The 20,207-nt window shown below is 63.8% G+C and carries 16 protein-coding genes; 7 read left to right on the top strand and 9 right to left on the bottom strand.

What is annotated here, in order from left to right; genetic code table 11:
- Positions 1–1,272 carry a bifunctional UDP-N-acetylglucosamine diphosphorylase/glucosamine-1-phosphate N-acetyltransferase GlmU gene (locus tag ACOYYX_RS15525; RefSeq protein ID WP_422930820.1) on the bottom strand — a complete coding sequence of 424 codons (1,272 nt, stop codon included), beginning with the start codon at positions 1,270–1,272 and terminating at the stop codon, positions 1–3.
- A 395-nt stretch (positions 1,273–1,667) separates the two neighbouring features.
- Here ACOYYX_RS15525 and gatC point away from each other — a divergent pair, with 395 nt between their 5' ends.
- The 4 genes from gatC (at position 1,668) to ACOYYX_RS15545 (ending at position 5,984) form a co-directional block, all read left to right on the top strand.
- Positions 1,668–1,955 carry an Asp-tRNA(Asn)/Glu-tRNA(Gln) amidotransferase subunit GatC gene (gene gatC, locus ACOYYX_RS15530; RefSeq protein WP_422930821.1) on the top strand — a complete coding sequence of 96 codons (288 nt, stop codon included), beginning with the start codon at positions 1,668–1,670 and terminating at the stop codon, positions 1,953–1,955.
- Positions 1,956–2,006: 51 nt separating this feature from the next.
- Positions 2,007–3,524, top strand: coding sequence for an Asp-tRNA(Asn)/Glu-tRNA(Gln) amidotransferase subunit GatA (gene gatA / locus ACOYYX_RS15535; RefSeq protein ID WP_422930822.1), 1,518 nt, complete (start codon positions 2,007–2,009; stop codon positions 3,522–3,524).
- A complete protein-coding gene (gatB, locus tag ACOYYX_RS15540; protein ID WP_422930823.1) occupies positions 3,521–4,996 on the top strand; it encodes an Asp-tRNA(Asn)/Glu-tRNA(Gln) amidotransferase subunit GatB in 1,476 nt (491 codons plus the stop codon). Before gatA ends, gatB begins: the two co-directional genes overlap by 4 nt.
- A 121-nt stretch (positions 4,997–5,117) precedes the next feature.
- Positions 5,118–5,984, top strand: coding sequence for a TIM barrel protein (locus ACOYYX_RS15545; RefSeq protein WP_422930824.1), 867 nt, complete (start codon positions 5,118–5,120; stop codon positions 5,982–5,984).
- A 98-nt stretch (positions 5,985–6,082) separates the two neighbouring features.
- On the opposite strand, the gene ACOYYX_RS15550 is transcribed toward ACOYYX_RS15545, so the two are convergent.
- On the bottom strand, positions 6,083–6,568 hold the full coding sequence (locus ACOYYX_RS15550) for a cupin domain-containing protein (RefSeq protein WP_422930825.1): 486 nt from the start codon (positions 6,566–6,568) through the stop codon (positions 6,083–6,085).
- 292 nt (positions 6,569–6,860) lie between these two features.
- Between ACOYYX_RS15550 and ACOYYX_RS15555 the strand changes: the two genes are divergently transcribed.
- The 3 genes from ACOYYX_RS15555 (at position 6,861) to ACOYYX_RS15565 (ending at position 13,460) form a co-directional block, all read left to right on the top strand.
- The gene (locus tag ACOYYX_RS15555; RefSeq protein ID WP_422930826.1) at positions 6,861–8,171 is read left to right on the top strand and encodes a DUF3754 domain-containing protein; all 1,311 of its coding nucleotides are present in this window, start codon (positions 6,861–6,863) and stop codon (positions 8,169–8,171) included.
- A 323-nt stretch (positions 8,172–8,494) separates the two neighbouring features.
- Positions 8,495–10,720 carry a cytochrome c biogenesis protein ResB gene (locus ACOYYX_RS15560; protein ID WP_422930827.1) on the top strand — a complete coding sequence of 742 codons (2,226 nt, stop codon included), beginning with the start codon at positions 8,495–8,497 and terminating at the stop codon, positions 10,718–10,720.
- A gap of 79 nt (positions 10,721–10,799) precedes the next feature.
- Positions 10,800–13,460: a cytochrome c biogenesis protein gene (locus ACOYYX_RS15565; RefSeq protein ID WP_422930828.1), complete on the top strand. Its 2,661-nt coding sequence runs from the start codon at positions 10,800–10,802 to the stop codon at positions 13,458–13,460.
- Positions 13,461–13,611: 151 nt separating this feature from the next.
- Here ACOYYX_RS15565 and ACOYYX_RS15570 read toward each other — a convergent pair whose 3' ends face one another.
- The 7 genes from ACOYYX_RS15570 to ACOYYX_RS15600 form a co-directional block, all read right to left on the bottom strand.
- On the bottom strand, positions 13,612–14,457 hold the full coding sequence (locus ACOYYX_RS15570) for an amidohydrolase family protein (protein WP_422930829.1): 846 nt from the start codon (positions 14,455–14,457) through the stop codon (positions 13,612–13,614).
- Between the two features lie 6 nt (positions 14,458–14,463).
- Entirely contained in the window at positions 14,464–14,910 is a 447-nt protein-coding gene (locus tag ACOYYX_RS15575) for an RbsD/FucU family protein (protein ID WP_422930830.1), read from the bottom strand.
- 74 nt (positions 14,911–14,984) lie between these two features.
- Positions 14,985–15,812 (bottom strand): TIM barrel protein, encoded by an 828-nt coding sequence (locus ACOYYX_RS15580; RefSeq protein ID WP_422930831.1) that lies wholly within the window; start codon positions 15,810–15,812, stop codon positions 14,985–14,987.
- Positions 15,813–15,839: 27 nt separating this feature from the next.
- Positions 15,840–16,622: an SDR family NAD(P)-dependent oxidoreductase gene (locus tag ACOYYX_RS15585; RefSeq protein ID WP_422930832.1), complete on the bottom strand. Its 783-nt coding sequence runs from the start codon at positions 16,620–16,622 to the stop codon at positions 15,840–15,842.
- Between the two features lie 44 nt (positions 16,623–16,666).
- Positions 16,667–17,965 (bottom strand): tagaturonate epimerase family protein, encoded by a 1,299-nt coding sequence (locus tag ACOYYX_RS15590; protein ID WP_422930833.1) that lies wholly within the window; start codon positions 17,963–17,965, stop codon positions 16,667–16,669.
- Positions 17,966–18,029: 64 nt separating this feature from the next.
- A complete protein-coding gene (locus tag ACOYYX_RS15595; protein WP_422930834.1) occupies positions 18,030–19,052 on the bottom strand; it encodes a zinc-binding alcohol dehydrogenase family protein in 1,023 nt (340 codons plus the stop codon).
- A gap of 69 nt (positions 19,053–19,121) precedes the next feature.
- Positions 19,122–20,063, bottom strand: coding sequence for an aldo/keto reductase (locus tag ACOYYX_RS15600; protein ID WP_422930835.1), 942 nt, complete (start codon positions 20,061–20,063; stop codon positions 19,122–19,124).
- Between the last annotated feature and the right edge of the window lie 144 nt (positions 20,064–20,207).

Raw genomic sequence — 20,207 nt, forward strand, 5'->3', positions numbered from 1 at the left:
TCAGACCCCTGGATTCTTCGGCAAGCTCCTGGCAGGAACTCCAACCACGGTCGTCCCATCGGGCACTTCCTGGCCTCGCGTCACGACCGCGTTGGCGCCGATGGTCACATTGGCCCCGATGTTAACGGGCGCCACGAGCACGGCACCCGAGCCGACCATGGTCCCCGGGCCGATGACCGTCCGGCTCTTGTTCTTGCCGTCGAAGTTCGCGGTGACGGCCGTGGCCCCCACGTTCACGTTCGCGCCGAGGTGCGCATCCCCCAGGTACGCCAGGTGACGGGCCGTCGCCCCGGTCTCCATGTGCGAGCGGTTCACCTCCACGAACGCCCCGACCTCAACGCCCGACTCCAACTCCGTGCCGGGGCGGATGTGGGCGAACGGTCCGATCCGGCAGTTCGAGCCGATCTTCACGTCGCCGGTGATGACCGTGAACGGCAGGATCACCGTGTCCTGGCCGATGGATGCCCGGCCGTCGATGTACGTGTTGCGGGGGTCGACGATGCTCACCCCATCGGTCATCAGCCGATCCTGGATCCTCGCCTGCATAATCGCATGAGCCTGCGAAAGATGCTGACGCGTGTTGACACCGAGGATGTCGTCGGGCTCGAGGACCGGGAGCGCCACGACCTTGCGATTCATCGACTCGAGCCACTGGGGGGCGTCGGTGAGGTAGTATTCCCCCTGGGCATTGCGGGTGTCGAGCTTGTCGAGAGCGTCCCAGAGGCTGGGGAGTTCGAAGACGTAGCAGCTCGGGTTGACCTCGGTGATCTTGCGCTCCTCGGGGTTGCAGTCGCGCTCCTCGACGATCCGGAGGAATCGCCCGGCCGAGTCGCGGAGGATCCGGCCGAAGCCGGTCGGATCGGGGACGATCGCCGTGCCGAGGAGGCACGCGGCCTTGTCCTGCTTGTGACGTTGGAGGAGGTCGGATAGAGGTTCCGGCCTGATGAGGGGCTCGTCTCCGACGAGGACGAGGGCGGGGCCGCTGTAGCCTTCGAGCAGGGGCTGGCACGCCCTGACGGCGTCGCCGGTGCCGAGTTGCTGGACTTGCGTGGCGAAGTGGACGTCGGGCGTCCCTTCGAGGCAACTGCGGACCTGATCCGCCCCATAGCCAACCACGACGATCGCCGTCTTGGCCCCGGCGCCGAACGCGGCGTCCACGACGTAGCGGATCATCGGCCGGCCGCAGACCTCGTGCAGCACCTTCGCCTTATCCGACTTCATCCGCTTACCGTGGCCGGCCGCCAGGATAATCGCCACCGGACCTTGGATCATGTCGACGCCCGTCCTGAAATCAATGGTTGGATCAAAGTGGAGAATCTCGGCGCGATGCGATTATCGCGTCGCACGATCTTAGAACGACGGGGAGCCCATCGTCAAAGGGGGATGAAACCCCGGATTCGCGAACCTTGAACGATCGGCTGCGATCTGTCAGACTGGCGGCACTTCGTGTTCGGGAGATCTCCTCGCGTCGGATCGCGATGCGTCAGGAGATCGTTTGACTCCCGCACCCTCCCCTCCCAGGTCGCCGCAGTCTCGGATCATCGTTCGAGGCGTGACGTCGCTTGGGATGGTTCGTTTCGCGGGAACAGGGCCGACCCCAGGCCAACGGGTCGCGCCGAATGCGCTCCCTTGATCGGGATGCGAAAGCTGAGAGGACGCACAGGCTCATGTCGCTGTTGAATGAGGATGTCGCGAAGGTGGCCATTCTGGCCCGGCTTCGACTCAGTCCGGAAGAGCTGCAGCAGTTCACCGGCCAGCTCAACACGATCGTCGAGTTCGTCGCTCAGCTCCAGGAACTCGACACCAAGGACGTCGAGCCTCTCGCACACGGCGTCGAGGTTCGCAACGTCTTCCGCGAGGACAAGCGCGGGGAGTCCTTGCCCCGGGAAGCCGCGCTGGCCAACGCGCCCAAGCGGAATGCCGAGAGCTTCCTGGTTCCGGCCGTGCTCGACTGATCAAACTGCCAACACGATGTCCACGCCTCGGGAAACTGGGAACGAACGCTGATGGATTTGACTCGCACGACCGCCACGGGATTGCTCGCCCAGTTGAAGGCGGGGAGCGTGACCTCCGAAGAGGTCGTTAGCGGCTACCTCGGCCGCGCCAAGGAGCTGGAGCGGCTCAACGTCTTCGTACACCTCGACCCCGAGAAGATCCTCGATCAGGCGAGGGCTATCGACACCAAGCGCAAGGCCGGCGCCCCCCTCGGCCCGCTCGCCGGCGTCCCCGTCGCCATCAAGGACGTGCTCTGCGTCGAGAACGAGTTGACGACCTGCGGCAGCAAGATGCTGGCGAAGTTCAAGCCGCCATATGATGCCACCGTCATCACCAAGCTCCGCGACGCGGGCGCGATCCTGTTCGGCAAGACGAACATGGACGAGTTCGCGATGGGCTCGTCGACCGAGAACAGCGCCTACGGCCCGACCCGGAACCCCTGGGACGAGGAACGCATCCCGGGCGGCTCCTCGGGTGGTTCGGCCGCCGCCGTCGCCGCCGACCTCGCGCCTCTCTCGCTCGGTTCAGACACAGGCGGCTCGATCCGCCAGCCCGCTGCTGTCTGCGGCATCGTGGGCCTGAAGCCGACGTATGGCCGCGTCAGCCGCTATGGCCTGATCGCCTTCGCCAGCTCACTCGACCAGATCGGCCCCTTCACGCACGACCTGGCCGACGCCGCCCTGCTCCTCCAGGTCATCTCGGGCCGCGACCCCCGCGACGCCACGAGCGTCGACCAGCCGATCCCCGACTACGTGGGGACGCTCGACACGCCGCCCAAGAGCCTGCGGATCGGCCTCGTCCGTGAGTTCTTCGGCGAGGGGCTCGACCCCGAGGTCGAGACCTCCATCCGCGAGGCGATCCGCGTCTACGAGCAGGCTGGGGCGACCATCAAGGAAGTCTCGCTGCCGCACTCGAAGTATGGAGTGCCCGCGTACTACCTCGTGGCGCCGGCGGAGTGCTCCAGCAACCTGGCCCGCTACGACAGCACGATCTACGGCCATCGGGCTGAAGATTTCAAGCCCAAGTATCCGGGCGAGGATAAGATACACCCTCTCATCCTGATGATGATGGCCAGCCGCGCCGAAGGATTCGGGGCCGAGGTGAAACGGCGGATCATGCTGGGGACGTTCGCCCTCTCCGCTGGCTACGCCGACCAGTACTACAACCAGGCCCTCAAGGTCCGCCGCCTGATCCGCAACGACTTCGACGCCGCCTTCAACGAGGTCGACGTCCTGATCGGGCCGACCTCCCCGACGCCGGCGTTCAAGTTCGGCGAGCGTACGGCCGACCCCCTGGCCATGTACCTGTCCGACATCTACACGATCACCGCCAACCTGGCGGGGATCCCGGGGCTGAGCATCCCTTGCGGCTTGACCAAGGGGGGCCTGCCCATCGGTCTGCAAATTCTGGCGCCTGCTTTTGCCGAGGAAAACCTGCTCCGCACCGCACGCGTCTTCGAGCGGGCGACGGATTGGCACCTGCGTCGGCCCAACTCGGTCGATGGCACCCACGGGACGCACGGTTCATGAGCTACACGATCATCATCGGCCTGGAAGTCCACGTACAGCTCCTCACCGAGAGCAAGATGTTCTCGTCGTGCGGGACCGACTTCGGCCTGCCGCCCAACACCCAGACCGACCCCGTCTCCCTCGGCCTCCCGGGCACCCTGCCCGTGATGAACGGCAAGGCGTTCGAGCTGGCGCTCAAGACGGCCGTCGCACTCGGGGCCGAGATCACACCGTTCACGAAGTGGGACAGGAAGAACTACTATTACCCCGACCTGCCCAAGAACTATCAGATCAGCCAGTACGACCTCCCGTTCAGCCAGCACGGCTGGCTCGACATCCCCTTGCAGAAGGATGGCACAGGTGGGACCAGGTGCCGGCTGACCCGCGTCCACCTCGAGGAGGACACGGGCAAGCTCACTCACGGCTCGGGCAACTTCTCCGAGGTCGATCTAAACCGCGCTGGGATCCCCCTGCTCGAGATCGTCAGCGAGCCGGAGATCCGTAGCGCTCAGGATGCCCGTGTCTGCCTCGAAGAGCTGCGATTGACGCTCCGTTACCTCGGCGTCTCCGACTGCGAAATGCAGGAAGGGAGCCTCCGTTGCGATGCGAACGTCAACATCCACATCGAGAAGGATGGCAAGACGATCGCCACGCCGATCGTTGAGATCAAGAATCTGAACAGCTTCCGGTCGGTCGAGCGTGCCATCAATTTCGAGGCCGATCGCCAGTACCGCCAGTGGCTTGAAGACGGCAAGACCATCAAGGACGCGCCTAAGGAAACCCGCGGCTGGAATGACGCCACCGGCGAGACGAAGAAGCAGCGCGAGAAGGAAACGGCGGCCGACTATCGCTACTTCCCCGAGCCCGACCTCGTCCCGGTCGTCGTCGACGAGGCCTGGATCGAGCGGGTCCGTGCCTCCATCGGCGAACTCCCCGGCGCCCGTCGCAAACGATTCGAGGCCGACTTCGGCCTCTCCCCCTATGACGCCAACGTGCTGGTGGAGCAAGGCCAGGACGTCTCCGACTATTACGACCAGGTTGCCAAGGCCACCGGCGAGTACAAGCTGGCGAGCAACTGGATCCAGCAGGACGTCTTGCGGACCGTCAAGGAGAAGAAAATCACCCTGGCCGAGTTCCCCGTCGGCCCCGACGGCCTGGCCGATCTCATCAATCGCGTCAAGCGCAAGGAACTCAACACCAACCAGGGGCGTGAAGTCCTCGCCAAGGTGATCGAGTCGGGCGACTCGATCGACGCCGTCATCGCGGCGGGGGGCTACGGCATGGTCTCCGACCGCGACGCCCTGGTCGCGGCAATCGACGCGGCCCTCGCGTCCAACCCCAAGGCCCTCGAGGATCTCAAGGGGGGCAAGAAGAAGCCCGACGCCGTGAAGGGCTTCCTGCGAGGCCAGGTCATGAAGCAGACCGGCGGCAAGGCGGACCCCGCCCTCGTCGGCGAACTGCTCGACGCCAAGCTCGCCGAGCTGGCCGGCTGAGAACCAACAACACCCACCGGCTTGGCCGACCCCAAGTCACTCCCTCCCTATCCACGAGGCGGCCCCCGAACCCTTCGGGGCCGCCTCCATCCGAAGTCATCACCTCGGAGCCTCTCGGATCATGATCGACCGAAGAACGTTCCTGAAGAGCGCCGGCACCGCCATGGCGGCAAGCCTCGCGACCGGCCTGCCGACCTCTCGCGCGGCGGAAGGCTCGAGCGCCTGGAAAAAGGCCTACATGCTCGGCTTCAGCGAGGGCCCGATCCTCCCCGAGTTCGAGACGCTCAAGGAGGCCGGGTTCCAGGGGGTGGAACTCCTCAGCCCCAACAAGCTGGATCTGGATGAGGTCCTGAAGGCTCGGGACAAGACGGGTATCGTCATCCACGGCGTCAGCGGCTCGAGGCACTGGCAGGACACGCTCTCCGACCCGAATCCGGCCGTCGTCGAGCGAGGCCTCGCCGCGATCCGCAAGGAATTCGAGGACTGCAAGGCCTACGGCGGCACGACCGTGCTGGTGGTCCCGGCCGTGGTCAACAAGCAGGTCTCGTATCGAGAGGCCTACAAGCGTTCGCAGGAGAACATCCGCAAGCTCCTGCCCGACGCCGAGCGGCATGGGATCAAGATCGCCATCGAGGAGGTCTGGAACAAGTTCCTCCTCAGCCCCGTCGAGTTCGCCCGCTACATCGACGAGTTCGAGAGCCCCTGGGTCGGCGCCTACTTCGATGTGGGAAACGTCGTCGAGTTCGGCTATCCCCAGGAGTGGATCCGGGAGCTGGGCAAGCGGATCCTCAAGATCCACATCAAGGAATACAAGAAGGAAAAGCGCTTCGGTTATAAGCTCGGCGAAGGTGAGATCGACTGGGCCGACGTCCGTCAGGCGTTGATCGATGTCGATTACAAGGGGTGGATCACCGCCGAGGTCCCCAAGGGCGACCTCGCGAACCTCAAGGATGTCGTCCGTCGCATGGATGACCTCCTGAAGTTCTGATCCCGCCGGGCAAAGGCCAAAACAAGGCGGCGTCCGTCGCACCTTCGAGCGCGACGGACGCCGCTTTTGTTTCGCACCGGTGTCGCGAAATCGAAACGTTACTTCGCGTCCTTCGTCGCCCACTTGATGTAGTAGAAGACGATCGGCTTGTCGCCGGTGTTGTTGATCCCGTGCTCGACGTTCGGGGTGGTGAACATCACGGAGCCCGGCCCGATCTTGGTCGTCTTGCCGTCGCAGAGGATCTCCCCTTCGCCGCTCTCGATGACCATCACTTCTTCTTCGGGGTGGACATGCGGCGGATGCGGGCTCTTGCCCGGCATGAGCTCGTAGCGGCCGGTCGCGAACTTGGAGCTGCCGGGCGTGTCTCCGGCGATGTAGACGCCATTACGGCCGACCAACTCCCCCTTCTCGACCTGATCGGCGGGCTTCACCTGGCTCAGGAGGAAGGTCCCGGAGGCGACCTCCTTCGCCTTTTCCTGGGCGAACGCGATTTCGCGTGAGACCCAGCCGAGCCCGAGCACGAGCGCCAGGGCGCCGAGAACGCACGTCTCCGGTCGCATCCGGAAGCGATTGGCGAACAACACGATGGTAATCCTCAAGCGAGTGTGAACTAGCCACGATCCCAAGTTGGAGCGAACTCCGGACCCCTCACGATCCGAAGTGACTCTTGCGAGGCATGGTACTCGAACGTCCGGGCTCTCGAAAGTGGCTGCGCCGGGGCGAGTGTCGTCCGGTGTGGTTCCGTTTGTGTATAATCTTCCAAGAATACGGCAAGCGCGATGTGCAGGCGTGAGACGGACACTTTTGTGTCCTTTGATCAGGCACCGAGCTGTCAAGACGGCCTAGGGTCCGACCCGGAGATTCGAGCTACCGCCCATGGCAAATCCTGAATCGGTCCCGGCGGTCCCCGAAGACGACGTCCCGGCCAATGAGGCGCTTCAAGTCCCCTCGCCGGAGGAACTGGCTCGCGAGGAGGAGTTTGCATTCCATCTCTCCGGGTACGACAACCGAGAGCACGCTCTGCCGATCCGGCAGGGGGACCTCACCCGTTTGCTCCTGGCCGAGCCGGGCCTGACGCCCTATGAGCGGGAGAAACTCGAGGCGTTCGGCAAGATCCTCGGCGCGACCTTCCACAGCGAGTATTACGACAGGCTCCACGAGCTCAAGGAACTCTACGCCCCGCTCGATCCCGACTCGGAATACGTCACGCTCAACGAGCACACTCGCGAGGCCCACGAGCTCTCGGACGAGGAATTCCTGATCCCGTTCGAACAGACGATGGTCAGGGCCAACTACAGCCCCCTCGATATCGACATCATCAAGAAGGCCGTCTCGGCGCCCAACGAGATGGGCCTGACGTATGTTCCCGACTTCACGCTTTTCGAGCATCTCCGGGTTTATGTCCGGGGCTACACCCGGGTCTCGCGCGACCTGCGCTCGATGAAGACCAGGTTCAAGAAGCGGACAGCCCGGCTCGACGCCTATCAGCGTATGGTCATCGCCCTGAAGTTCCGCCCCGGATTGCGACTCGGGCCTTACGTCCGTTCCGACGTGCTCTACCTGCGGATGTTCAAGGACGTCCCGCACGTCGATATGGAGATGCACCTCCCCGAACAGGGGACCAAGGTTCGGATGCGCTTGATCGACAAGGCGCAGATCGCCTCGCCGCTCGTCATCGGCCTCCCCACCCTCCTCTTCAAGCTGCTCTTCGCCTCGTTGACGTTGACGACCTTCGCCCTCGGCGGCGTCCTGATCGCGCCCATCAGCGCCGGGGTGAATTCCTTTTTCGGGTTCCAGCGTGCGAAGCAGCGTCACCTCAACGAGATGATCCGCAGGCTGTATTACCTGAGCCTGGCGAACAACGCGAGCGTCCTGACACGCCTGGTCGACTCGGCCGAGGACGAGGACTACAAGGAGGCGATGCTCGCCTATTTCTTCCTCTGGCGGGCGACGGTCCACGGTAAGCCCCTGACGATGCACGAGGCCGACCTCGAGATCGAGCAGTTCATCCGCGAGAGGATGGGGGTCGAAGTCAACTTCGACGTCGCTGACGCCCTCAGCAAGCTCATTCGGCTCGGCCTGGTCAAACGCGACTCTCAGTCGAAGCTGCATGCGGCACCGATCGACGACGCCCTCCACGAACTCGATCGAATCTGGGACAGCACCTTCCCCTACTCCCGCGGCTGATTCGACAGTTCCCCTTTCCGTCCCACCTCGCGACATTAGTTTCGAGGATGGCTTTTGTTAAACAAAAATTCAAAACTGGAAGCGTTTCGGAATTGCCAAACGTGTGAGATTCGCTAAGAATAGATGACGAGGGTCCACGAGTGGCCTTCGATGTACCGATTGAGTCTCCGAGCCGTCCTTCCTGCCAGCCCGTGCATCTGGCTCTCGGCCTCGCATGAGACTACAATGAAGTCGCGGCGGCATGGCGCGACATTTGGATCGATTGACCCGCCCCCTCGGTCCCACCTTATGCGTGCGATCCCACCCCGCTAGGTGCATAATCTATGGCGACCGCGACGAAGAAGAATCCGTCCCCTGCCCCCAGACCCTCCTCAGACTCCCCCACCGAAAAACGGTCGTTCCTCCGCGGCCTGTTGAAGGTCCTCGACGCGATCTATCGATTCCTCGCATCCTTGAAGCTTGCGGTCATCTGCCTTGCCGGCCTTTCCGCCGTCCTGGCGTACGCGACCTTCTTCGAGTCGTGGTACGGTATGAGTGCGGTCCAGGAATGGATCTACCAGACTCGCGGCTTCGCGCTCTTGCTGGCATTCCTGGGGACCAACATCCTCTGCGCGGCCCTGATTCGATATCCGTGGAAGCGGCGTCAAATCGGCTTCCTGATCACGCATGCCGGCCTGCTCATCCTCCTGGCGGGCTCGTTCCAGAGCCTCAAGACGGCCGACGAGGGGCTCGTGAGCATGATGGAGGGGGAGAGCAAGAAGGAACTCCTCCGGTCAAGCCACCCGATGTTCCGCGTCTTGCCCATCGACCCGAGCACGCAAGAGCCGACGAACGACGAGTACAAGCTTCCCTTCCAGCCTGGGAATTTCGCCTGGGGCCCCGGGAGCCCCAAGCCCCTCAGCGTCTTCGGCTCGGCCTACTCGACTCTGACGGGCGGTCGCGGCAAGGATGCGGCCGAGGGGGAGCTTGTCTCCTCCGCCGGCGACCCGTTCACCCTCCGCGTGAAGTCGTATCTGCCGTCCTCGCAGCTCGTCATCAAGCACGTGCCCGACCGCGCCGGCATCCCGATGATCAAGATCAGCCCCAAGGCCAAGCCGCCGAAGGCCGTCTCGCCCATCGATGTCTTCAAGGATGATGATGAGGCCTGGTTCGTTCCAACAAGCCGCATGGATCGGACGACGTTCAGCAAGTTCTTCCGGTTCGGCCGTAGGGCGGGCCCCGCTCAGTTCGCCTTCCTTTATGTCGATCGACCTGAGCTCGTCGAGGACTTCCTGAATCCTCCCAAGGACGCCGGCAGCGAGGGAGTCGCCCGCTTCCACTACCAGGACAATGCGGGCAAGAATCGGAATTACGACTGGAAGCTCCAGGATCAGAAGTCGAAGTCGGTCTCGCTCCCCGATAGCGACCTCAAGATCACCTATGAGGGCAATGCCGAGCTCCCCATCGATCGCATGGGCATGGAAGGAGTTCTCGGCGAGGCCACGCTGACGGTCGCAAATTTCCGGATCCAGAAGGGGGCAGGCACCCCGGTCATGCACCACGCATGGGGCCTGTTGCCAATGGGACCCAACGTGATCCCACGCGAAGATGACCCGAATCCGAAGCCCCTGGTCGGGATCAACTACTTCGTGCCGCCCGAGGTGAATCCGAAGACCAACGGTCGCTTCGGCCTGATCGAGGTCATGGGCACGCCGGACGGCTCGCTCTACTACCGCGTCTTCGGCCGTGGTGATAACGGCTTTGGGCAGCTCAGGAATCCTCCATCCCGAATCGAGGTGGGCAAGGAAGTTCTGGCCTTCGGCGGCAATGACAAGCTCCCCATGACACTGAGCTTCGTCGTCGACGAATACCTCACCTCCGGCCGCGAGGAGAGGACTTACGAGGCCCTGAACCTGCCCAAGTCACAGCTCGATCGCGCGGTCCCGGCGACTCAGGTCGAGATGACCGTCAAGGATTCGGACGGCAAGCCGACCACCAAGGACTTCTGGCTCCAACGCTTCCCCGAAGGTGGGACCCGACGGCTGACTTTCCCCTCGGGGACATATGACGTCCTTTATGACTTCGACCACAAACCGCTCGGCTTCTCCGTGAAGCTCGACGACTTCAAGGTCGAGTTCGACCCGGGGACCGAACAGCCCTCGGCCTACACGAGTCAGGTGCGGCTCACCGACGAGCTCGCCGGCATCAAGGATCAAAAACATACGATTTCGATGAATGTGCCGCTGACTCATCGCGGCTACACGTTCTATCAGGCGAGCTACAACCGCGAGAAGGACCCGACCACGGATGCCGATACCGGCCGGTTCGCCTCCGTTTTCCAGGTGGCCACGGACCCGGGCCGACCCACGAAATATGCGGGCTGCATCCTCATCGTTTTGGGCGCGTTCGTCCAGTTCTACATGAGGGCGGGCCTCTTCTCCGACGGTGGCAAGCGCGAGAAGGCGAGATCGGAGGCGAAGGCGCGGAAGATTTCGCCGGGCGTCAGCGGCGCCGGCGACACTCCCACGACCGACGTCACCTACGTCAACGAGTCGGAAGACATCCTTTGACCCAAGTTCGGCCCCGGCGGGCTTCGTTTCCAGACGCCAAGATCGACCCTGCAAAGGCTCCCCGAGCCCGGAGATTGATATGAAACGATTCGGGTGGCTCCTCCTCGGCCTGCCGCTGGCATGGTCGATTTGTGTCCCCGCCGTCGGGGCTGAAGCGGACAAGCCGCCGAAGTTCGGCGAGGGCTCGGCCTACGAATCCGTGGCCAAGTTGCCGATCCTCAACTCGGGCCGCAAGAAGCCCCTCGACACGCTGGCGAGGCAGGTCGTCAAGCTCCTCTTTGGGCGCGAAACGATCACGCTGCACGACGATAGCAACAAGGCTGTGGCGACCTGGGGCCCCGTCGGCGCCTATGTCGACTGGTCCGCCCGCCCCGAGTTCTGGGACGATCAGTCGTTCATCCTCGTGGAATACGTGCCCCTCAAGCAGTTGATCCTGGCGGACGTGATCCAGGCGAGGCTGAAGGCCGCCATGGAGCGGCCCGAGCTGACCCCCGCCGCCCGTGACCTGATCAAGTCCGTGGCCTCGAGCAAGGACATTACCTCGCAGGCCCTCAATCGCCTCCTGAACTCGGCGAAGCTCAACAAGGCCGACCACGAGGCGATCGAGTCGCTGGCGAACAAGCTCGTCGAGTCGCACAAGTGGCTCACCCCTCGCGAGCTCGAGACCGCCGAGATCAGCCTTCATGGCGATCGGCATCCTTTCATGGGCTGGATCCAGGAGTTGATGCAGCGAAAGAACGCGGCCGAGAAGTCCGGCAGCGCTTCGCCGCTCGACGACATCGAGAAGCGGGCGATCGAGGTCGCTGAGAAGCTGGTTACTTATCAGGCTCACCGCGATCGGACCGTGAAGAAGATCGAGCCGCTGCTCGTCATGCCCCGGCCGACGAACGCGGCCTACCTCGCGTACTGCGCCTCGGCCCTCAAGAAGGCCCAGACTCAGGGGAGTGAATCGCTCTCGCCGCTCGAGCTGGATTCTGTCGAAGTCCTCATGCGTTATGAGAATGACATCCCGAGTGACGAACGAGCCATGCCCGGCGAGAAGCCGGAATTCGACAAGGCCTTCTCCGCCTGGCTCGTGACTCATTCCTCCTGGGTGCCGCTCATCGCCTTGATCTCGACCAAGGCCGAGGAGCTCGAGAAGGCCGGTTATCCTCCCAAGGCTTTCGCTGATTTCCTGGCCGCGATCCAAGGTTTCGATAAGGCCGAGGAGGCGAAGCCCGGCAATGTCGACAAGGCCAAGGCCGATGCGCTCGTCGCCGCCGCCAGGACGCTCGGTCAGGAAGTGAACAAGGTCCAGTATCCGACCGCGAAAGACATGGATCGCGAGGCCTATTTCAACGCCTCTAACCCGTTCTTCAAGGCTCCCGCCGGTTATGGCATCGCCGTCGCCTTGCTCGCAGTCAGCCTGGGCTTCGTCTCGACTCGCAAGGGATCGGCCGTGGCCTTGCTCGGCACGGCGGTCTACTTCCTCGGCCTCGCCGGGTTGCTCGTGGGTATTGCCCTCGAAATCGTCGGATTCACGCTCCGGGTACAGATCTCGGGCTGGGCACCTGTCACGAATATGTATGAGACCGTGATCTGGGTTTCCCTCGTCGCGGCGGTCCTTGGGCTCGTCTTCGAGTTGATCTATCGCAAGACCTTCGCCGCCCTCGCCGGGGCCGGTGCCGCGCTGCTCGGCACGGTCCTTGCCGCGAACGTGCCCCTGCTCGATCCCGGCATCCATGCCCTGCAGCCGGTTCTGCGGAGCAACTACTGGCTGACGATCCACGTGCTGACCGAGGTCTCCAGCTACGCTGCATTCGCCCTGGCCATGATGCTCGGGCTCATCGCGACCTTCTACTACCTCACCGCCACCTATCGCCGCTCGCCGAGCTACATGGAGGTCGTCTCCCCGGCCCTGCCCGGCCTGCCGATGCTCGGCGTGGGGATCTTCGGCCTCGCCGCGTCGTTCGGTGGTATGGGGATCAATCTCCCCGCCGATCGTGCTTCGTTGCTCTACTACGTCTCGGCCGCCCTGGCGGGCGTGGGCGGGTCGCTCTCGATCATCGGTATTGGAGCGGGCCTTGGAGAGTTGGTGAGCCGGCTGATGTTCCGCGACGGCCAGGCTTATGCGATGGCCGGTGCCACGGCCTCCGCGAGTGCCGCCGCGACGGCTCCCCCGGCCACGTCAGTCCAGACGGTCACCGTGGGCGAAGAGGGGGGCGCGGTCGCCACCCTGACCAAGCCGACCGTCGCCGAGATCCGGGCCAGGGCCGCGGCGTCCCGCCCGCAGCTCGACCCGCGAGGTCAGGCGATGCAGGCCACGGCCGCCAAGATCAAGCCGCTCTCCAACTTCATCTATCGCACGATGCAGGTGGGCGTGCTGCTGATCGCCGCGGGCACGATCCTCGGCGGCGTCTGGGCCGACGCTTCCTGGGGACGCTTCTGGGGCTGGGATCCGAAGGAAGTCTGGGCGCTCATCACCCTGCTCGTCTACCTGATCCCGCTCCACGGCCGATTCGCCGGCTGGGTCAATACCTTCGGCCTGGTCTTCTCCTCGGTCGTCTGCTTCCTCTCCGTGGTCATGGCCTGGTACGGCGTGAACTTCGTGCTGGGCGTCGGGCTCCACAGCTACGGATTCGTCGAGGGAGGCTCGCAAGGGGTCGTCGGCGCCGTGATCCTCGGCGTGCTGGCCCTCACCGGTGCCGCTGCCTGGCGGCGTGGCCTCGCCTCCCGCGTCGAGCCCACTCCTGCTGCCTGAGCCAAAGTGATGACCTGAGAAAGGCTGGATCGGGAACGACTCCAGCCTTTCTCAAGATGTCATTGAATGAAAAAAGGCGGCGGTGTGATGAGATCCCCAGGGGGGATCTCATCACACCGCCGCCTTTTTTTTCGGAGCGAATCCGCCGAACTCAGGTCGACAGGCCGTAGAAGGCCGTCGCCGTGCCGCCGAAAATGCGGTCGCGTTCGGCGTCGGAGAGTTGGCCCAGGGCCTCGACGAGAGCCTCGTAGACTTGCTCATAGGTCGCGGCAAGCTCGCAGACCGGCCAGTCGGAGCCGAACATCAGTCGCTCGGGCCCGAACAGGTCGAGGGCCGACTGGACGTACGGCTTGAGGTCGTTGGCCGTCCAGTTCTTCCAGTCGGCCTCGGTGACCATCCCCGAGAGCTTGCAGTACACGTTCGCGTACCTGGCCGCCTCGCGGAAGTCGGGGAGCCAGTTGTCGACCCGGTGATCCTTGATCTCGGGTTTGGCAAGGTGATCGATCACCATCGGCAGGTCGGGGAAGCTCGTCGCCAATTTCGGGACGTGCTTCAGGTGTTTGACATAAAAGAGCAGGTCGAACGGGACCGCGTGCTTCTCGAGCATCGCCAGGCCTCGCATCACCTCGGGACGCACGATGAAATCATCGTCGGGCTCATCGTGGGTGACGTGCCGCACTCCGACGAACTTGGGGTGATCCTTGAACTCCAGCAACTGCCGCTCGCAGTCCTCGCTCGCCAGGTCGACCCAGCCGACGACACCGGCGAGGAATGGATGCTCCTCGGCCAGGCCGAGAGCCCAGCGGTTCTCCTCGACGTTGTGCTGCGTCTGGACCACGATGCTCTGATTCACCCGCGTGACCTTGAGCCTCGGTTCAAGGTCCTCGGGCAGGAAGTCGCGGCGAATGGCGACATTCTGGGGAGCGTCGAGCCAGCCGTAATCGAACGGCAGGTCGAGCTTCCAGAAGTGTTGATGGGCGTCGATCACGTTAGCCATGTCGGATCAATCCATTCGAACGCCGATGGAAAGTAGGATGTTCGCGAAACGTTGCTGATCGCCGGTCTGGATCGTCAGGACGTGATCCGCCGTGGCGACGGCCTCATAGAAGCTCCACTTCTCGATCGGCTTGAGGGTGAGGTCGAGCTTGGACTGCTTGATCACCTCGCGGTACTCATCCCAGACGGGCGGGTCTTCGGTCAGCGCGTACTGGCCGGTGGTCTCGTACATCATCGCGTTGATCTCTTCGATCGGCACGGCGGAGAGCACCGCCTGCAAGACCTGCGTGCAAGAAACGAGCCCCGGCATCAGGTTCAGCGAGACGACCTCGGCATTCGGGCCTTTCTTCGACCAGGCCGGGTAATTGCCGTCGGCGATCAGGATCGTCGAGTGATGACCCGCCCGGCCGATGACTTCATTGATCTTGGGATGGATCAATTGGTGCTTGAGCATCGTACTTCGTCTCGCGTTGATTCCGTTGTGATTCAGCGATGAGCCAGTATTGGGCACGCCGATGGATAGTGGGCTCACGCCTGCGTGAAGAACTCACGATAAGCCTCGATCGTCCACTTCGCGGCTCCCGCCGAATCGGGGTAGGGGAACGCCTCGGCCGAGATATAGCGATCGTATCCGATGGACTGGAGAGCCGCGACAATCGGCCGGTAGTCGATGTGACCGAACCCGGCGGGCCGACGGTTGGAGTCGACGAAGTGGACGTGACCCACGCGGTTCCCGGCCTTCTTGAGGGCCTCGGCGCTATCTGCCTCCTCGATATTCATGTGAAACAGGTCGGCCAGCAGCACCACATTCGCGGTGGAGAGCGACCCGAGAAGTTCGGTCCCCGCCTCCAGGGTGTTGGCCATGTTGGTCTCGTAGCGGTTCAGCGGCTCGTAGATCAAGGGGACGCCGTACTGCTCGGCATGCTCCCCCAACTCCTGGAGCGCATCGAGCAGGTGCCCACGGGCCGTGGCGGGATCGAGCCAGTCGCCGCCACTTCGCCCCTGCATCGAGCCGATGATCGCGGGCGCACCGAGCGGCCCGGCGAAGTCGATGATCGCGCGGATGAAGTCGCGGGCCTTGCTGCGGTTGCCGGCGTCGGGCAGGACGAGGTTGAGTTTCCCCTTCACCCACCCTGCCCCGGTCCCGACCGCGGCGAGGCCGAGGCCGTGTTCGTCCAGCAACTTCCGGAGATGGGCGGGGTCGACGGCGTCGGGTCCGGGTGGGAAGAGTTCGATGGCATCGAAGCCGAGTTCTTTCGCCTGGCGGCAGGCATCCGGGAGGTCGTCCCAGAAGACGAAGGGGCCGCCTCGGGCCTCGGGGACCAGGCTCACGGTCACACTGGATCGGGTCGACATGCGTGGGAATCCGTATCCTGGACTGACTCAGAACCGCATGGCGGTGAAACCACCGTCCACGTAATACGCCGCACCCGTGATGAAGCTGCCGGCTACGGGGGCGAGCATCAAGATCGTCGCGCCGATCAACTCGTCGGCCTCGCCGAACCGGGCCATCGGAGTCTGCCGCATGATGTTCTCGGTGCGCGTCGCGTCGAGGATCTTGCGGTTCTGCTCCGCGGGGAAGAACCCCGGGCAGAGTGCATTCACGCGGACCTTGAGCGGGGCCAGTTCCCTCGCGACATTCTGCGTCAGGTTGATGACCGCCGCCTTGCTCGCCGAGTAGGCGAAGACGCGCGAGAGCGGCAAATGCGCGGTGACGCTCGCGATGTTCAGGATCGCCCCGCCCCCCTTCGCTGCCATGTGGCTCCCGAAGATCTGGCAGCCCCAGTGAACCGCCTTGAGGTTGCTGTCGAAGACCCTATCCCAGTCCTCGTCCTTGATCTCGAAGTACGGGGTCGCGTTATTCACGCCCGCCCCGTTGATGAGCAGGTCGACGCGGCCGTGGGTCTTCAGCACGTGCTCGAGCAACCCGGCGATCGACTCGCGGCGGGTCACGTCGACCGGCGAGAAGGCCCCTTTGCCCCCCTCGGCCTCGATCTCGCGGACGCGTGCCGCCCCCTTTTCCGGATCACGGCCCGAGACGACGACGGACGCCCCCGCCTTCGCGAGCCCAATCGCCAGCGCCCCGCCCAGGACCCCGGTCCCTCCGATGACGACGGCCACCTGCCCTTTGAGGCCGAACAAACGGTCGAGATAACTCTCCGACATCGACTCGCATCCTCACTAAAAAACGTATTGGCTCGGGGGAATTTTCAGAACCCTGCACGAAGGGCTTCGAGATGCCTGCTGAAGTGGTCGGCCAAGACCTCGGAGTACGTATCCGTGTGGGCTTCGAGGACCTGACGGACCGACGGGCCGAGCTCGGGGTCGGTCAGGACCGAGCCGAAGGTGCAATGCAGGATCTGGCGGCCCGGCTTCGTGAATCCCAGGCCGGCGGGGACCTCCGACCAGTTCTCGAGATAAAGCCGCTCGAGGTCGGCTGCGTCGGAGATCTCGGAGGCGGGCGGGGCCGAGGCGAGGGTCGCCGAGACGTGGTAGGTCGCCTTATCCTTGTCGTAGCGGGCTCGGGCGAAGTCGATGATCCGGCGGAAGAGCGGGACCTCATGCCTCGCGACGACTCGCAGGGCCTCGAGATAGCTCGTGCCGGCCGTCTTGACGTGGAACTGCCCGCGCGTCGCCCGCGACAGCACCGCATACATCGAAATCTTGTCCGAGCCCGAGTGCAGGCTCAGCTTATAAGGACCGAGCATCGTGGCGATGGCGGCGTGGTCGTGGAGCGAACGCTCGAGTGCGTCGACGTCCCCTTTGTAGTCGACCCCCTTCTCGAGGTCGCCGATGTAGCGAGGGGCGAGGCTCACGAGCTTCATCCCCCGGTCGAGGCACTGGTCGGCGATGATGTAATGCTCGGCCAGGGTCGTCGGCTGTTCCGTCTCATCGACGCTCAGCTCGATCTCGTAGTCGCGCCCGAGCTTCTCGTGGGTCTTGGCGATGTAATCCGCCAGGCCGAGCGCATGGTTCAGGGCCCGGCCGTACTTCACCGCCGCGCGGGTGCAAGCCGTCTCATCGAGGACGACTTCCGTCCCAGTGGCGAGCTTGATCGTCTTCCCCTGATACCGGCTCACCCAGCCGACCTCGCCGGCGACGGTAGCATACTTCGCTTTGAGGGTGGCCTCGTCGTAATCGTCGGCGTGCGCGTCGACGTAATCCGACGGGTCGATGGTGAAGAAGGTGAAGCCCACGGCCGACGTGACGTCCACGTCCTGGGTCGTCTTGAGGTGGTCGGCGTCGCCTCCCGTGCGGCCCGTCCAGCCGGCCTCGGTGGCGCCGCGGAGGGCGTCGTCCATGACCTGGCGGGGGCTTCGGCTGGTCCTGGCCATCTCCCGAATCGATTGCTGCGGGAAGATCGGCTCGATCCCCGCGCCCGACCGGCGCATGGCCTCGACATGCCCGGGGGTGGCCAGGCCGATGCGGTCGCCGAAACCGAAGCTCGGGCTCAGCCCCAGGGTTTCACAGCGGAGGACGGCTTCAACCTCGTTCGGTCGTTGCGTCATCTTCGAACAGGCTCCAGGTTCGTTCAGCTTAATACTCGTATCAGCGGGATGTCACGCGGTCCGTTCAAGTGAGCTCGACGATCGCCTTGATGACCCCGGTTTCCGGCTTCACATAGGTCGGGAAGAGTTCGGGCAGTTCGTCGAATGCCGCGCGATGGGTGATCCAGGGGCGGGTGTCGATCTGGCCTTCCTCGATCAGCCGGATAATCCTGGTGAAGTCGCCCGGGAGGGCGTTTCGCGAGCAGAGGAGCGTACCTTCCGGCTTGTGGAAGACCGGGTGCCGGAAATGGACTTCCTCGGTGGTGATCCCCACGTAGACGAGCCGTCCGCCACCGGGAGCCACCAGGCCGAACGCGGCCGACATCGAGTTGACGTTTCCGGTGGCGTCGATGACGACGTCGGGGAGGAAGCCGTCGGTCAGATCTCGCAGGTTGCGCTCGAGGTGCTCGGAGGGCTGGACCGTGTGCTCGACCCCCATGACCTGTTTGCAGAACTCGAGGCGCTGGGCGTTGACGTCGAGCATGATCGTCTTGGCCCCGGTGAGCTTGACGAACTCGAGCGTCGCCAGGCCGATCGGGCCTGCGCCGATGATCAGACAGGACTCGCCGGCTTTCGGGGCACCGCGATCGACCGCGTGGCAGCCGATCGCCAGGGTCTCGACCAATGCGAGCTGGTCGAAGGAGAGCTTGGTGGACGGGTGCAGCTTGCGCGCCGGTAGAAGGAAGCTCGTCCTCATCCCGCCGTCGCGGTGGACCCCCAGGACCTCGAGCTTCTCGCAACAATTTGGAAAGCCTCGACGGCTCGCGTAGCTGTTGGGGTCGTTGATATAAGGCTCGACCGAGCAATGATCGCCGGGCTTGACGTTGGCGACCCCCTCGCCGACCTCGAGGACTTCGACACCGAGTTCGTGCCCGGGGATTCGGGGATAGCTGAAGAAGGGCATCTTGCCGAGGTAGCCGCTGATGTCGGTCCCGCAGATGCCGATCCTGTGGACCCGGACGAGTGCCTCTCCATAGCCGGGCTTTGCGGGCTGTTCGACCTCGACGCGAAACAGGTTCTTCGGGGATTCCAATAAGAGCGCCTTCACGGTCGATTCTCCCTGAGAGACGAGGCGAGTTCCGATATCGAACTGGCGGGGGCCTTTCGTGCCGAGGGCTCACGACTGCGGGTCGTTATTCTCCGGCCGCCCTTCGATGTAGAACCAGTCGTGGATCGGTCGGAGGATCTCCTGGACCTCCGCCAGCAGCCCTTCATCCATCGGCTGGTCGGCCCAGTCGACCCACTTGCGGACGTTCTCGGGATTGGCCGATCCGACGACGCAGGTCGTCATGTCCTCGTTGGCGATCGAGAACTGGAGGGCGAGCTGGGCGATGTCGACCCCCCGAGCCTGGCAGTGCTCAGCGGCCTGGCGGCAGATCGCCCGGACCTCGTGTGTGGCCTTGTGCCAGGGGGGCAACGTCGCGTTCGTCAGCAGTCGAGCCGAGAAGGGCGCGGCGTTCATGATCCCGACCTGCTTCTCCTTCAGGTACGGGACGAGGTCGGCGAGCATCGTGTTCTGAAGCGTGTAATGATTATATGAAAGAATCACGTCCAGGTCGGCTCGGTCCAGCGCATAGCGGAAGATCTTCATCGGATATCCGCTGATGCCGACGAACCGGACCTTCCCCTGCTTCTGGACCTCGCGCAAGGCTGGCAGCGTCTCCTCGACGATCTGCGACATCTCCACGAACTCGATGTCGTGGCAGAGCATGATGTCGAGGTGATCGACCCCCATCCTCGAGAGGCTGACATCCACGCTCTCGACGACACGCTTCGCCGAGAAGTCGAAATGGGCCCGGTCGTAACGGCCGAGCTTGCTCCCGAGCAGATAACGGTCGCGAGGGATGTTCCTCAGAGCAATGCCAAGCAAGCATTCACTCATGCCTCGGCCGTAGAAGGGCGAGGTGTCGATGAAGTTCATGCCGAGGTCGAGGGCGACGTTGACGGAGCGGATGGCTTCGTTCAGGTCGACCTGGCGGAACTCCTGACCCAGCGACGAGGCTCCGAAGCTCAGCCAAGGGAGGTTGAGTCCCGTCTGCCCCAATGCTCGAAATTTCATCGAAACGTTCCCGGAGAGTCCGAATTCAGTCAGATATCGCCCCGAGGTGCGACGTCTGGGTCGTCCTGCAACCGACCGACGACCTCTTACCGATCTTCCAGCCCCTGGTAAGCCCTAATCTAGTGGGATGTTATCGCTCCCGGG

Source organism: Singulisphaera chitinilytica, assembly GCF_049331405.1.
Taxonomy (GTDB): domain Bacteria; phylum Planctomycetota; class Planctomycetia; order Isosphaerales; family Isosphaeraceae; genus PoT.